This window comes from Streptomyces sp. NPDC059957, from assembly GCF_042730015.1.
GTDB lineage: Bacteria > Actinomycetota > Actinomycetes > Streptomycetales > Streptomycetaceae > Streptomyces.
The window spans coordinates 1-14,457 of sequence record NZ_JBHWMB010000125.1; the positions used below are offsets into that span (position 1 = coordinate 1).

Below are 14,457 nucleotides of genomic sequence, written 5' to 3' on the forward strand. Positions count from 1 at the left end.
GGACGTAAAGCGTGATTTGTGGCGCTGGAAGAGGCCGCGCCCTGTCGAAGCCGAGCAGAGGGCGCCTAAATCATGCAGTCCAGGCCGACACCCCACCCCGCCCCCGGCACCGACCCACCCGCAGCCAGGCAGACGCCGACCACACCCCAGCCCCGCCGGCGTTTGAGGCGCAGGGGCCCGGGGACCGGCCCCCGGCAACGGCGGCTCAGGGAGACCTGAAGTGGGCCCGGATCAGGGACTCCGCCTCCGCCACGTCACCCGTGGACAGCGCGGCCACAACCGCCACGTGCTCCGCCGCGTCCGCGACGAGGTCCGTCCGGCGGATGCGGCGGGGCCCCGGCAGGGGCCACTGGGAGCGGCGGTGGAGGTCCTCCGCCACCAGGAGGAGCTGACCGTTGCCCGCCAGCGCGAGCACCGCACGGTGAAACGCCCGGTCCGCGTCGGCATACCGCGCCGCATCACCCGCGGCCGCCGCAGACTCCGCCTCCGCCGCCACAGGCGCCAGCCCGGCCCACGCCCCGGCCGGCACCGTACGGGCCAGCCGCAGCATCACGGGGACTTCGAGCAGCGCCCTGACCTCGGCCAGTTCCGCCAGCTCCCCCGGGGTCCGGGTCAGGACCCGGAAGCCCCGGTTCGGGAGGCATTCGACGACCCCCTCCAGCGCCAGCTGCTGCATCGCCTCGCGCACGGGCGTCGCGGAGACCCCGAAGCGCTCCCCCAGGGCCGGGCCCGAGTAGATCTCCCCCGGGGCCAGCTCGCCCGCGACCAGCGCCCCGCGCAGGGCGTCGAGGACCTGCCCCCGCACGGAGTGGCGTACCACTTTGCGGTCCTGCTGCTCCGGTACCCGGGCTCGGGCCGTATCGCGCACTCGGTCCTCCACGGGTTTCGACCTGCCCCGAAGGATAGCCCGCCTTCCCACACCCCACGGAGATCAGGTAAGGTAAGGCTTACCTGTTAACGATCGCGTGATTCGGTGGTTCGCCATGACCGTAACGGCCGTCGCGCCCGCCGAGGGCCACGTCCACGTCCGCCCCGTACGCACCCCCGCCCCGACCGGCTCTCCGGTGGCGGACGCCTACGCGCGGCTGACCGGGGCCTACGGCGGACTGCGCGTCACCGAGCTCGCCCCGCACGAACCCTCCCCTCGCGGTGTGGGGTGGGTTGGTGCGGACGAGCTCGCGGCGGGCGGCGAGCCCTTGGAGGCGTTCCTCGCGTGGGACGAGGCGCAGATCCTCCGCGACTACGGGCGCGCGGGCCGGCCGGACGTCGTGGCGGGGTTCGGGCTGCACCGGTACGCGTGGGAGGCCTGTCTGCTGTTCACGGCTCCCTGGTTCCTGGACCGGCGCGTGCCGCTCCTGCCCCCGGATGCCGTGTCCTTCCACCGGACCGACGGCCGGATGGCCGTACGCGTCCACTCGTTCGCCTGCCTGCCGGACGACCCGGCGGCAGCGCTCCCCGGGGCCCGGGTCGTGCCCGACGAGGACGCGCTGCGCGCAGAGGTACGGGCTGCGGTGGCCCAGCACCTCGAACCGCTCATGGAGGGCTTCGGCCCCCGGATGCGGCGCGGGCGGCGCGCCCTGTGGGGCATGGTCACCGACGACGTGGTCGAGAGCCTCTGGTACGTGGCCAACCTGCTCGGCGAAGCCGAGGAACAGCGGGCCGTGCGCGAGCTGGACCGGCTCTTCCCCGGCACGACCGCCCCGTACACCGGAGGCGCGGGCTTCCGCACCCTGGAGGCCCCGGACGGCCGGGAGCTGCCCACCCGTGACCGGGCGAGCTGCTGCTTCTTCTACACGATCCGCCCGGACGACACCTGCGTCACCTGCCCCCGCACCTGCGACGAGGACCGCGTGGCACGCCTGACGGCCGACGCCTGAGAAAACCCGGTCCCGCCCTACGGCCCTACGGCGCCAGGGTGCGCAGTACGCAGAACTCGTTCCCCTCGGGGTCGGCCATGACCACCCAGCTCCGGTCCGGGCCCTGGCCCACGTCCGCCAGGGCGGCGCCGAGGCCGAGCAGCCTGGTCACCTCGTCCTCGGTACTGCGGTCGATCGGGCTGACGTCGAGGTGCAGCCGGTTCTTCGCGTCCTTGCCCTCGGGCACGCGGACGAACACCAGGGTGGGCGGCATGTGACGGGCCCGGATGTCCTCGACGGTGGGCACCCAGGAGCCGATCTCGACCATGTCCTCGCTCCGGTCGATGACCTTGATGTCCAGGACCTCGCACCAGAAGGCCGCGAGCCGCTCCGGATCGTGGCAGTCGACGCTCAACTCGGTGAACCTGCTCGTCATGGGTCTCCCAGGCGGTGCGGACCGCCGGCCGCACCCTCGGCGCCGACGGTCGGCCAGTGTCACCCACCCGGCCGTACGGACGCCACCGGGTTTCCGCGCCGCCGCCTCCGACGCCTCAACCCACCCGTCCGGCTGACGGAAATCGAACTCAACTCGACTCACACGAGCTGGAGTTCGATCCGCAACACCCTATCCGGCGGGCTCCGCCCCCCGTTGGCGTCCACTTGCCCCGAAACCCGCGTGTACGGCTCACCGGCTGGGCCACTATGGCGCCCGGAAAGCCGCACCGGCCACAAGCCGAACAGCCGCATACGCGAGGCAAGGGACAACCGCATGAGACTGACCGACATATCGCTGGACTGGCTGCTGCCCGGCAGCCTGCTGATCCTGGGCGTACTTGCGGCAGTGGCGGTACTGGCCCGGGGCAAGCGCGAAAGCGAGAAGGCCGCGGTGGCCGAGGACAGCTGGGAGCGCAGCGAGGAGCGGCGGCGGCGCAAGGAAGCCATCTACGGGACCGCCTCCTACGTCCTGCTCTTCTGCTGCGCGGCGGTCGCCGCGGCGCTCTCCTTCCACGGGCTGGTCGGCTTCGGCCGGCAGAACCTCAACCTCACCGGAGGCTGGGAGTACCTGGTCCCCTTCGGTCTCGACGGCGCCGCCATGTTCTGTTCGGTGCTCGCCGTCCGCGAGGCCAGCCACGGCGACGCGGCCCTCGGTTCGCGCATGCTGGTCTGGCTGTTCGCGGGAGCCGCCGCCTGGTTCAACTGGGTGCACGCCCCGCGCGGCCTCGGCCACGACGGGGCTCCGCAGTTCTTCGCCGGCATGTCGCTCTCGGCGGCCGTGCTCTTCGACCGTGCGCTGAAGCAGACCCGCCGGGCCGCACTGCGCGAACAGGGCCTGATTCCACGGCCGTTGCCGCAGATCCGGATGGTTCGCTGGCTGCGGGCACCGCGGGAGACCTTCGGTGCGTGGTCGCTGATGCTGCTGGAGGGGGTCCGCACGCTCGACGAGGCCGTGGACGAGGTGCGCGAGGACAAGAAGGAGAAGGAGAACGACCGGCACCGCCGGCGCGAGCAACACCGCCTGGACCGGGCGCACATCAAGGCGCTCGGCCGGCAGAACCGGGCGTTCGGGCGCGTGGCCCGCGCCCGTCAGGTCGAGGTGCCGGGGCTGGCCCCCGGAGCGGGCTCCGCGCCGGCCGGCGCGGAGCCGGCCATAGCGGAAACCGGACAGCTGCCCCTACGGCGCCGGCCCTCCCTGCAGGCCGTGAGCGGAACCGAAGCCCGTTACACGGCTGACGTGGCAGACATGACAGACACGGCCATCGGTCCCCGGACGGTGGACCTCACCGCCGAGGACGACACGCAGACGCTCCCCCGGCTCGACTCGCTGGAACGCAAACTGAAGGACCTGGAGCAGCAGTTCGGATGACCCGCTGACGGGCACGCCCCCGTCCGGGATCCGCTGCGCGGGGTCCGCCCGATCACTCAGGCGGACTCCGCCCCCTTCGCCCCGTCGAGCTCGAACCACACCACTTTGCCGCCGCCGAGCGACAGCCCGAGCGCGTCCACGCCCCAGGCGTCTGCGAGCGACTGCACCAGTACCAGCCCTCTGCCGTGCGTACCGTCGTCGGCGGACGGTACGTGCGGGCGGGGCCGGCGGGCGGCGTAGTCGCGGACCTCCACCCGCAGCCTGTCGGCGGCGAGCGTTGCGGAGACCTCGGCTCCCTGATCGGTGTGGACGAGGGCGTTGGTGACGAGCTCGGTGATCAGCAGCTCGGCCACCTCGGCGGCCTCCGCCCTGCACCGGTGGCGCATCAACTCCCTCAAATCCCTTCGCACTTCCCCTATTGCCTTGAGATCGGCCCGCCGCACGCTCCGGGTGATCCCCGACGCGTGCACCGCCGCCCCGTCCTCGGCCGACGGTTCGCGCGGCACAGGCCGCCCTCTCCGCCACAGCTTTCCGGTCTTCGCCCCCACCCGCACGGCGATGTACCTCCCGTATGTCCCCGCTGACGGCCCGCCTGTCGAACAGGCCTACGGGATGCATGCCCCCCGGGGAAATCCGCACGCATCCGGGCTCAAGGGCGCGGCACGTTACGGAGGTTGGATCGCGCCATCTGGATCATCCGGCCCACCCCTCCGTCCAGCACGATCTTGCTGGCCGAAAGTGCGAATCCGGTCACCATCTCGGCGCTGATCTTCGGTGGAATCGACAGGGCGTTGGGGTCCGTGACCACGTCCACCAGAGCGGGTCCCTTGTGCTTGAAAGCATCCCTCAAAGCCGCTGTGAGCTGCTTGGGCTTCTCCACCCGGACCCCGTACGCGCCCGCCGCGCGGGCGATCGCCGCGAAGTCGGGGTTCTTATTCGTCGTTCCGTACGAAGGAAGGCCGGAAACCAACATCTCCAACTCGACCATGCCGAGGGATGAGTTGTTGAAGAGGACCACTTTGACGGGGAGGTCGTACTGCACCAGGGTGAGGAAATCTCCCATCAGCATGGAGAAACCGCCGTCGCCGGACATCGACACCACTTGACGTCCGCGATCGGTGAACTGTGCGCCGATGGCCTGGGGAAGGGCGTTGGCCATGGAGCCGTGGCTGAAGGAGCCGATGATGCGGCGCTTTCCGTTCGGGGAAAGATAGCGCGCCGCCCATACGTTGCACATGCCTGTATCCACGGTGAACACGGCGTCCTCGTCGGCCAGTTCGTCGAGGACCGCGGCGACGTACTCGGGGTGGATGGGTGTGCGCTTCTCCACCTTGCGCGTGTACGCCTTCACCACTCCCTCCAGGGCGTCCGCGTGCTTCTTCAGCATCCGGTCGAGGAACCGGCGGTCCGTCTTGGCCTTCACCCGGGTGTTCAGCGCGCGCAGGGTCTCGCGCACGTCGCCCCAGACCGCGAGGTCCAGCTTGGTTCGGCGGCCCAGGTGTTCGGGCCGGATGTCCACCTGGACGATCTTGACGTCGTCGGGCAGGAAGGCGTTGTAGGGGAAGTCCGTGCCGAGCATGATCAGCAGATCGCACTCGTGGGTGGCCTCGTAGGCCGCGCCGTAGCCGAGCAGCCCGCTCATGCCGACGTCGTACGGATTGTCGTACTGGATCCATTCCTTGCCGCGCAGGGCGTGCCCGATCGGCGCCTTGACCCGGCCGGCGAACTCCATGACCTCGGCGTGCGCGCCGGCGGTGCCGCTGCCGCAGAAGAGGGTCACCCGGTCGGCCTCGTCGACGAGCCGGACCAGCTTGTCGATCTCCCCGTCACCCGGCCGTACGGTCGGCCGCGCGGTCACCAGCGCCTGCTCGACGCTCTGCTCCGGTGCGGGCAGGGAGGCGATGTCCCCGGGCAGGGACACCACGCCCACGCCGCCGCGGCCGACGGCGTGCTGGATGGCGCTCTGCAGGACCCGGGGCATCTGGCGGGGGTTGGAGATCAGCTCGCTGTAGTGGCTGCATTCCGTGAACAGCCGGTCGGGGTGGGTCTCCTGGAAGTAGCCGAGGCCGATCTCGGAGGAGGGGATGTGGGAGGCCAGCGCGAGGACCGGAGCCATCGAGCGGTGGGCGTCGTAGAGCCCGTTGATCAGGTGGAGGTTGCCGGGGCCGCAGGATCCCGCGCACGCGGCGAGGGAGCCGGTGATCTGGGCCTCCGCGCCGGCCGCGAAGGCGGCGGTCTCCTCGTGGCGGACCTGGATCCACTCGATGCCGCCGGTGCGGCGGATCGCGTCGACGACGGGGTTGAGGCTGTCCCCGACGACTCCGTACATCCGGCGCACGCCGGCGCGCACGAGAATGTCGATGAACTGCTCCGCCACGTTCTGCTTGGCCATGGAGGGGGCGCCCTTTCCGGTTCGGCTCTGCCGGGTGCGCCTCCCATCCACGCATGATCCGCCGGGTTACGCCTCCCAGACCGCGGCGGCCGTCCGGTCGTCGGCGTAGCCCTTGAGGCGGAGCTGGGTGTCCGCGAGGAAGGCGGCGAGGCCCGGCGGGGGTACGTCGGCCCAGCGGTCGGCGAGCTCGGCGGAGAGCGGCTCCTCCTCGCGCATCGGGTCCGCTAGGCCCCCGGAGCACAGGAGCAGGGTGTCTCCGGGGCGGGCCACGGAGGCCCTGAAGCGGAACGCAGCCGGATCGCCCGACGCCGGTCCCGGATCCTCCAGGTCCCGCCACTGTCCGTCCCGGAGGCGGAACAGCCCGCCCGCGCCCGCGCCGAAGCAGACCCGGGTGCGGCAGCCGGGGTCGACCGGCAGGAGCAGTCCGCGCAGCCCGGCCGTATAGCCGTCCTCCGGGAGCCCCAGCTCGGCGGCGCGGGCGCGCAGCTGCCCGTAGCCGCGGTCGGTGAGCCGCTGGAGCCCCGAGCGCAGGGCTTCGCGCCGGCCGTCCCTGATGTCCTGCGACAGCCGCTCCTGGCTCCGCCCGACGGCTCCCGCGACGGAGCGGCACACGTCGGCGGCGGCCTCGGCGGCTCCGGGCGCGGACCGGTCCCCGCCGGCGAGCACGACCAGGACCAGCGCGTCGGGGCCGGTGCCGAAGCGGGCGGTGAGCAGGAAGTCCCGCCGGGCCTCGCCCCGGAACCGGGCGGAGTCCCCGCGCACGGAGGCGGCGCGCAGCGTGTAGCCGCCGTACTGGGCCCCCTCCAGCACGGTGTCGGGGGTCAGCGCGGCGAGCCCGGCCGGATCGGCGGCGGGCAGCGCGATGGGCTCCGCGGCGTAGGTGGGCGGCCGGTCCCCCAGATGCGCCACCACGGGCCGCGGCCCCCCGGAAACCCCGCCTCCCGAAACCCCGCCGGCCCGACCCCCCGGCCCGGCCTCCGGGACGGCTCCCGGGCCGGTGTCGCCGCCTGCCACCCCGCCCGGCTCGCCGGACAGGACCCCGTGACCGGAGCCCGACCCGAGGCCGGCGCCGTCCCCGGCCGCGGGAGCGGCACCCCAGCCCGCCCCGGACCCGGGATGCGACCCCAGGGCGAAGCCGGTGCCGAGGTCAGGACCTGAATCGAGCCCGGGTCGGAATCCGGCTCCCGAAGCTGCCCCTGAGCCGTGACCGTGCCTGCCGCCGGGCCCGGAACCGGCCCCCGCGCCGGCACTGGAGCCTGGCCCGACACCAGGACCCGCGCCCAGGCCGGACCCGGGGACCGGACCGGGGTCGGACGCGCGACCAGGCGCGGGACCGGTGTCGGAGGCGGGACCGGTGTCGGAGGCGGCCCCTGGGCCGATGCCGGCGTCAGGGGCGGGACCGGGACCAAAGCCCATGCCGGACCCCGGACCGGCGGCGAGGCCGGACCTCGGATCTGAGCCGGGGCCGGACCTCGGCCCAGGAATCGGAGCGGAGCCGGCGCCGGAGCCTGGAGCCGGAGCAGAGCCCAAGCCTGACGCTGAAGCCGGCCCAGAGCCCTGGCCGGACCCGGAAGCGGGGCCCGGCGATGGGTCGGTGTCCGGACCCGTCCACGGATCGCCGCCGCGGCCCGCACCAGGGGCCGGGCCGGACCCTGCCGGGGTGCCCGGTGCCGGGCCGGACCCCGCCGGAGTCGCCGGGGCCGGGCCGGACCCCGCCGGGGTGGCTGGGCTCTGGTGCCCGGTTCCGGCGTACGCGCCGTCGGGGCTGTGCCCGGACCCTGCCGGGGCCGGCTTCGGGGGCGCAGCCGCTGGGGGCGTCTCGTCCCGTAGGCCCCAGCTCCAGTCGGACGGCTCCCCCGAGTCCTCTGCGGGGAGCGCGGGCGGGACGGCGACGCTGCCGAGCGCGTACCAGGTCTGGCCGCCCTCCCGGGGGTCCCGGGGAGGCGGCAGCACCGGGCCGCCGTACGCGTCCTCCGGCCAGGCCCCCGGCTCCGCCGCCGGTCCGGAGTCCGCCGCGGGCACCGCTCCGGGATCGGGCGCGTGCGGCCCCGAATCCGGTACTGGCGGCCCGGCCTCCACCACCGGCCGAGGGTCCGCCGCGGGCAGCGTGGCCTCGGGGGCCGGCCGGGGAGCCGGGACAGGGGGGCCCGCCTCCGCCACCACCCCGGAACCCGGCACGGGCCCCGTGGCCTCAGGCGCCGGCCCAGGGGCAGGTCGAGGCGGCCCCGCCTCCGCCGCCGGCCCGGTGGCCGGCTCCGGGGCGTCCGGCGTCACGGGGCCCGGGTCCCTTCGGGGGTGGGGTACCGGGGACGGGGTCGGGGCCACCAGGACCGCCGCCGAGCGGAAGCGGTGTTCCAGGGTGTCCCGGGGGTCTGGTTCCGGTCCCGCGTCGGGGTCTTCGTAGAGCTTCTGCCACCAGTCATCCGCGCCCGCGTCCCGCTGACTCATGGCCCTCATTGTCGGGCTCCCGTGCAGCCGAAATCCGGCGAACGCCAGAAAAAGGGCAGGGAGAGCAGCGAAAAAGGAGGGCCCATCGGACCGCCGTCCGATGGACCCCCCTGCTCCATGTCGTACGACTTACCGAATGTCGTACGCCCGCGCGACCATCTGGGTGACGGTGGCGCCGTTCTTGTCGGTCAGCTCGACCTTGAGCATGACCTGCTTGCCCGCGGCCCCGGCGTGGTCCACGGTCGCGGTCCACTGCCCGCCGCGCTCGCTCACCTTCGCCTCGGTCCAGCTGCCGCCCTCGTCGTACGAGTACGACAGCTTGGCCGACTTGAGCGCGCCCGGCGCGTAGCCCGCGTGCCCGCTGACCGCGAGGCCGATCTTCTGGCCGTTGGCCGCGGCCAGGGTCTTCATGCCGTCCAGCGGGGCGGAGATCCGCGGGAAGAGGATCGGCAGCGCCTGCGAGTACTGCGCCGCGTCCAGCTTCGAGCGGAAGGTCCAGGTGGTCTGGATCCCGGAGGAGCGCTGCCAGGTACGGGCCGGCTGGCCGAACTTCTCCAGCTGCTGGGTCAGTTCGTACGTGGCCTCGCCGGCCGGGACCTCGAAGACCCCGAACGGGTAGCCGGTGTCGCCCAGCGATTCGCCGTCGCGCTTGAGCGAGACGTTGCCGAGGTCGCCGAAGCCGCCCTGCTGCGCGTAGTGGCCGCTGTCGCCCCAGATGGCGGAGGCGAAGCCGATCAGGTTGCCCTGACGCTCGGCGGCCAGCTGTTCCTTGCCCGCCGTGTCGCGCGACGCGACCGGGCCGATGACCCCGTCGTACCAGCTCTCGGCGCGCTTGGAGCCCGCCTTGTAGGTGCGGTGCTGGTCGGTCATGAACTCGCCCCACGGGAAGCTGCTGGAGACCAGGTGGTCCCAGGCGGTGTCCCCTGCGGAGTAGTACTCGGTGCGCTTGCCCGGTACCGCGACGGTGTCGATGGAGCCGAAGTACACGGCGTTGCCGAGCGGGCGGTAGGCCCCGGTGACGTCGATGAAGTCGGCGGCGACGCCCATCGACTGGTAGGCCGATTCGACGGCGCCCAGGTCACGGTCGCGCACCCGGTAGGTGCGGTCCCCGCGGACCTGGCCCTTCTCGATCTGGGCCAGGTTGTAGACGTACGGGCTCTTCGCGCTGCCCTTCCAGCTCAGCGTGACCGCGCCCTTGCCGAGCTTGGCCAGCAGGGCCTGGCCCTCGGCCGATTCGACGGTCAGCACCGGGAGGGAGCCGCCCGCGTAGCCGGTGAAGGCCTGCCAGCGGCCGGGTGCGTCGCGGTAGAGGAGGACGGCCTTGGCTCCGGCCGCCTTCGCGTTGCCCGCGATCTCGTACGCCGAGCCCTCGTCCGCAGTCTTGACCAGGACGACCGCGCCCTTGGCGGCGACGGCGGCGAGCTCCTCGGGGGTGCCCGAGCCCGCGTTCACGAGCGGGGCGCTGCCGGCGCCGTCGAGGTTCGCACTGCCGGTGGAGGCGGTGATCGGGTGCAGCACCTGGCCGCCGCTCGCCTTCAGCTCGGAGAGCAGCGGAGCGGCCGCCCGCCAGTAGCTGCCGAACTCGTAGTCGCCCTCCTTGGCCGTGCCGTCGACCGAGGCGTAGTAGCCGCGGATCGTACGGCCGCCCATGGCGGTGCCGGCGTGCTGCCAGCCCTCCGCGCCCCAGGAGCGGGAGAAGGCGAGGGTGGTGGAGCGGGCCTCGGTGGGCTTGTCGGTGGCGATGCTCAGCCTGGCCGCCTTGCGGGCGTCCAGCACGATCACCGTGTCCTTCTTGACCTCGGTCTGCGGGCGGCCGAGGTAGGTGAGCGAGTCGTACATCCCCGGGTTCTCGCCGGCGTCGGGGGTGCCGACGAAGGCGGAGAGGAAGTACGAGCCCGGGCGGACCCGGTAGACCTGGTCGGCGGCGCCCTCGTTGAAGCGGCGCTCACCGGTGGCGTCGTCGGTGCCGATCACGTCCAGGGAGGACGGTCCGGTGGCCGGCTTGCCCGCGCGGTCGAGGAGCTTGACGCGCAGGGTGACCGTCTCCGGCTCCACGTAGAGGGAGAAGGGGGTGGAGACGTGCACGCCTTTGGCCGTGGCGACGACGCGGCCGGTGACGTCCCCGTACTGGGAGCGCTCCAGCTTCGCGGCGGGGTCCAGGGCGAGCGGCACCTTGACGGTGGCGCCGGCCGGGACGGTCACGGTGCGCCGGTCCAGGCGGGCGACCTGGCTGCGGACGGCGGAGCCGTCGTTGCCGGTGACCTTCTCGACGGAGAGGTTCAGCGTGACGGGCTTGGTGCCCGTGTTGGTGTACGGGACCGAGACCGCGGTGCGGTCGCTGCGGTCCTGCGGCCAGTTGAAGGTGCCGCCCTGGAGCGCGGGGGCGCCGGTGACGGTGGTGTCGATGGCGGCCTTGACGTCGAGCCGCCCGCCACCGGTCTCCCGTACGTCGCCCGGGACCGCGGTGTTGGCGGAGCCGACCAGGGCGGCCTTGATCTGCTGCGGGGTCCAGTCGGGGTGGCGCTGCTTGACGATGGCGGCGGCGCCCGCGACGTGCGGGGTGGCCATCGAGGTACCCGACATCGACTGGTACGCGTACACCCCGCGGCCGCCCGCGGCGGCGGCGGAGATCTGGACGCCGGGGGCGGCGATCTCGGGCTTGAGGGTGTGGTTCAGGCCCGCCGGACCGCGGCTGGAGAAGGAGGCCGTCTTGTCGTCGCGGTCCACGGCGCCCACCGTCAGCACGCTGGGCGCGCAACCGGGCGAGGAGACCGTGTTGTTGCCGGGGCCGGAGTTGCCGGCGGCGATGACGAACAGGCTGTTGCTGCTCTGCGCGAGCGCCTCGGTGGCCGCGGCCATCGGGTCGTCGCAGGAGAGCTGGGAGGGGTCTCCCAGACTCATGGAGATCACGTCGGCCTTGCTGTCCACGGCCCACTGCATGCCCGCGATGATCCACGAGTCCAGGCCGTAGCCGGAGTCGTTGAGGACCTTGCCGCTGAGCAGCTGCGCGCCGGGGGCGACGCCCTTCTTCGCCCCGCCGCTCTCGGCGCCGGAGCCGCCGACGGTGGAGATGGTGTGGGTGCCGTGGCCCTGGCGGTCCTCGGCGGTGTCCGAGTCGGTGAAGTTCTTCGCCTCGGCCACCCGCCCCTTGAGGTCGGGGTGTTCGAGGTCGGTGCCGGTGTCGAGGACGGCGACCTTGGTGCCCGTGCCGTCGAATCCGGCGGCCCACGCGGCGGTGGCGCCCACCTGCTTCGTGGAACGCTCCAGGTTCGCCTGGACCTTGCCGTCCAGCCACAGCTTCTTCAGCCGGGGGGCGGCGGCCGACCGTGCGTGGGGGTTGATGTTCGCCCCGGTGACGTCGGCCCAGAAGTCGGCGGCCTTCTGCTTGTCGGCGGCGAGCGCGACGCCGCCGATGGAGCCGAGGACCAGCGACTGCTCGGCGCCGGCCGGAACGGGCGGGGTGCTGCGCGCCAGGCCCGCGGAGCCCTCGTACACGGCGATCAGCGGGAGCTTCTTGGCGTGCGCGTCGTCGTAGCCCTGCCGGATCAGGCCGGTGACGTTGAAGAGTTCCTCGTCGGCCTTGCCCGCGGCGAGCGCCTTGATCGCGCTCTCGGGGTAGACGTAGAGGTCCTTGCCCGCCTGGCGGGTCTGCACGATCGGCTGCGAGCCGTCCTCGCGGGGCATCGCCGTTGCGGCGGTGCGGCCCGCCGCGTCGGTGGACACCAGGATCCGGTCACCGGTGACCAGGGTCACCGTGACGGGTCCGGTGGGCTGCCGGGCGGCGGCCTCGCTCCCGGTGAGGGGCCTCTTCTCGGTGCCGGTCCCTGCTCCGGACGCTCCGTCGCTCGGCTGTGCCGTGGACGGGCCCACGGCCGTGACGGCCAGGACGGCGGCGATGGCCGCTCCCAGTGCCGTACGCGATATCGGGCGCATCGCTCTCTCCAGGTGAATTCCGGCCAACTACTGCATTGCACGGCGAAAACGCCGCGTAAATGGCTTCTGGCCAGCGGATGTTGGTGCTGCGGTGGCGCCACCTTGGCAGAGGGGCGGGGGGTGCGGCGATGATGTCGGCGGCGGGTTTGCGCCGTGGCCGCTTCCCGCCAGGAACGGCACTGAGAGGGTTGGGTGGACGGGTTGCTGAGTGCGATAGGCCTCGACGAAGGACAGGAGTCCGCTTACCGCGCGCTGGTCGCGCTGGGGGCGGCGGAGATACCGGACCTCGCGCACCGGCTGACGCTGCCGGTGCAGCAGACCGAACGGACCCTGCGCCACCTGGAGCGCCACGGGCTCGCCGCCCAGTCCTCCGCCCGGCCCGGCCGGTGGGTGGCGGCCCCGCCCGGAGTGGCCCTGGGCGCCCTGCTCACCCAGCAGCGGCACGAGCTGGAGCAGGCGGAGCTGGCGGCGGCCCTGCTGGCGGAGGAATACCGGGCGGAGGCCAGCGAGCCCGCCGTGCACGACCTGGTGGAGGTGGTGACGGGCGCCAGCGCGGTGGCCCACCGCTTCCACCAGCTCCAGCTCGGCGCGGTGGAGGAGGTGCTCGCGCTGGTCAGCGGCCGGCCTCAGGTGGTGACGGGGACGGACAACGAGGCGGAGGACCGGGCGGCCGTACGGGGGGTCTCGTACCGGGTGGTCATCGAACGGGAGGTGCTCACCCTGCCGAGCGGGATCCGAGAGGCGTCCACGGCGCTGGCGCGCGGCGAGCACATCCGGGTGACGGGCCAGGTGCCGACCAAACTCGTCATCGCGGACCGGTCGCTCGCGATGGTCCCGCTGACGGCGCGCGGCGCGGAGCCGGCGGCGCTGGTCGTCCACGCGTCGGGGCTGCTGGAGTCCCTGATGGGCCTCTTCGAGGCGGTCTGGCGGGAGTCGCTCCCGCTGCGGCTGGGCTCCACCGGGGCGCCGGAGGAATCCGACGGCGGACCCGACGCCACGGACCTGGAGATCCTCACCCTGCTCCTGGCGGGGATGACGGACGCGAGCGTGGCGAAGCACCTGGAACTGGGCCTGCGGACGGTCCAGCGGCGGGTCAAGGGCCTGATGGAGCTGTCGGGCGTCACGACCCGGCTCCAGCTCGGCTGGCACGCGTACGAACGGGGCTGGGTGGCCCGATAGCCCCGGGCCGGGCAGGCTGGGCAGATGGACCTGCCTCAGCTGCCCCAGTTGCTGCTGGTGGGGCTGGTGCTGGTGCTCGGATTGCTCGGGGTACTGGTCCCCGGCGCCCCCGGCACCCTCCTGGTCTGGGCCGGCCTCCTGTGGTGGGCGCTGCACGAACGGACGTCGGTGGCCTGGGGCCTGCTGGCGGGCGCGACGGCGCTGCTCCTGGTGGTGCAGGTGGTGAAGTGGCTGCTGCCCCCGCGGCGGCTCCGAGGGATCGGGGTCACCCGCCGGATGGTGGTGTACGCGGGTGTGGGCGCGGTACTGGGCTTCGTGCTGCTCCCGGTCGTGGGCACGGTCCCCGGCTTCGTGGGCGGCATCTACCTCTGCGAGCGACGCCGCCTGGGCACCCACGGGGAGGCGTGGGCGTCGGTACGGGCGGTGATGCGGGCGGTGGGGACGAGCGTGCTGGTGGAGCTGTTCGCGTGCCTGCTGGTGGTGGGGGCGTGGGTGGGGACCCTGCTGTGGGCGTAGCCGGCGGGCCCGGTCCCGCGCGGGGCGAGTCCCCTGCCCACCCTTCGCCCGTTCCCCGGGGCCCAGCCCCCGGACCCCCGCTCCGCAAACGCCGGAGGGGCTGAGATGGCACGGGCGCTGCATCGCTACGCGCACGCGACAGGCCGACATCGGCCAAATCCAGCCCCTCCGGCGTTTGAGGAGCGGGGTCCGGGGCGGAGCCGGAGGGGGCCCGGGGGTCACCCCGGGCCCCCCCCCCAGCCCCCCTTTGCGTTCCGACAGGGGCTCGA

The 14,457-nt window shown here is 73.3% G+C and carries 10 protein-coding genes; 4 read left to right on the forward strand and 6 right to left on the reverse strand.

All coding sequences use genetic code 11. The annotated features are described in order from the left end of the window. Positions 1-205: 205 nt before the first annotated feature. Positions 206-880, reverse strand: coding sequence for a GntR family transcriptional regulator (locus ACFWBW_RS40040; RefSeq protein ID WP_385384276.1), 675 nt, complete (start codon positions 878-880; stop codon positions 206-208). Between the two features lie 103 nt (positions 881-983). On the opposite strand from ACFWBW_RS40040, the gene ACFWBW_RS40045 reads away from it, so the two are divergent. Continuing rightward, positions 984-1,877 (forward strand): (2Fe-2S)-binding protein, encoded by an 894-nt coding sequence (locus tag ACFWBW_RS40045; RefSeq protein ID WP_385384279.1) that lies wholly within the window; start codon positions 984-986, stop codon positions 1,875-1,877. A gap of 25 nt (positions 1,878-1,902) precedes the next feature. Here the strand turns inward: ACFWBW_RS40045 and ACFWBW_RS40050 are convergent, their stop codons facing one another. Further along, entirely contained in the window at positions 1,903-2,292 is a 390-nt protein-coding gene (locus ACFWBW_RS40050) for a VOC family protein (RefSeq protein WP_385384281.1), read from the reverse strand. Positions 2,293-2,625: 333 nt separating this feature from the next. On the opposite strand from ACFWBW_RS40050, the gene ACFWBW_RS40055 reads away from it, so the two are divergent. Next, positions 2,626-3,720: a DUF2637 domain-containing protein gene (locus tag ACFWBW_RS40055; protein ID WP_385384284.1), complete on the forward strand. Its 1,095-nt coding sequence runs from the start codon at positions 2,626-2,628 to the stop codon at positions 3,718-3,720. Positions 3,721-3,776: 56 nt separating this feature from the next. Here the strand turns inward: ACFWBW_RS40055 and ACFWBW_RS40060 are convergent, their stop codons facing one another. The 4 genes from ACFWBW_RS40060 to ACFWBW_RS40075 form a co-directional block, all read right to left on the reverse strand. Then, a complete protein-coding gene (locus ACFWBW_RS40060; protein ID WP_385384302.1) occupies positions 3,777-4,163 on the reverse strand; it encodes an ATP-binding protein in 387 nt (128 codons plus the stop codon). 206 nt (positions 4,164-4,369) lie between these two features. Then, positions 4,370-6,112 (reverse strand): pyruvate dehydrogenase, encoded by a 1,743-nt coding sequence (locus ACFWBW_RS40065; protein ID WP_385384287.1) that lies wholly within the window; start codon positions 6,110-6,112, stop codon positions 4,370-4,372. Positions 6,113-6,178: 66 nt separating this feature from the next. Next, positions 6,179-7,024, reverse strand: a complete 846-nt coding sequence (locus ACFWBW_RS40070) for a protein phosphatase 2C domain-containing protein (protein ID WP_385384290.1) — start codon at positions 7,022-7,024, stop codon at positions 6,179-6,181. Positions 7,025-8,689: 1,665 nt separating this feature from the next. Continuing rightward, positions 8,690-12,493 carry a S8 family serine peptidase gene (locus ACFWBW_RS40075; protein WP_385384293.1) on the reverse strand — a complete coding sequence of 1,268 codons (3,804 nt, stop codon included), beginning with the start codon at positions 12,491-12,493 and terminating at the stop codon, positions 8,690-8,692. Positions 12,494-12,694: 201 nt separating this feature from the next. Between ACFWBW_RS40075 and ACFWBW_RS40080 the strand changes: the two genes are divergently transcribed. Then, the gene (locus ACFWBW_RS40080) at positions 12,695-13,672 is read left to right on the forward strand and encodes a helix-turn-helix domain-containing protein (RefSeq protein ID WP_385384296.1); all 978 of its coding nucleotides are present in this window, start codon (positions 12,695-12,697) and stop codon (positions 13,670-13,672) included. Between the two features lie 24 nt (positions 13,673-13,696). After that, positions 13,697-14,188, forward strand: coding sequence for a DUF456 domain-containing protein (locus ACFWBW_RS40085; RefSeq protein ID WP_385384299.1), 492 nt, complete (start codon positions 13,697-13,699; stop codon positions 14,186-14,188). Positions 14,189-14,457 lie beyond the last annotated feature (269 nt).

What these genes read in the sequence shown, in the direction of transcription:
- ACFWBW_RS40045 (WP_385384279.1), top strand. Translation starts at nt 984, where the DNA reads ATGACCGTAACGGCCGTCGCGCCCGCCGAGGGCCACGTCCACGTCCGC.
- ACFWBW_RS40065 (WP_385384287.1), bottom strand. Translation starts at nt 6,112, where the DNA reads ATGGCCAAGCAGAACGTGGCGGAGCAGTTCATCGACATTCTCGTGCGC.
- ACFWBW_RS40055 (WP_385384284.1), top strand. Translation starts at nt 2,626, where the DNA reads ATGAGACTGACCGACATATCGCTGGACTGGCTGCTGCCCGGCAGCCTG.
- ACFWBW_RS40050 (WP_385384281.1), bottom strand. Translation starts at nt 2,292, where the DNA reads ATGACGAGCAGGTTCACCGAGTTGAGCGTCGACTGCCACGATCCGGAG.
- ACFWBW_RS40075 (WP_385384293.1), bottom strand. Translation starts at nt 12,493, where the DNA reads ATGCGCCCGATATCGCGTACGGCACTGGGAGCGGCCATCGCCGCCGTC.
- ACFWBW_RS40085 (WP_385384299.1), top strand. Translation starts at nt 13,697, where the DNA reads ATGGACCTGCCTCAGCTGCCCCAGTTGCTGCTGGTGGGGCTGGTGCTG.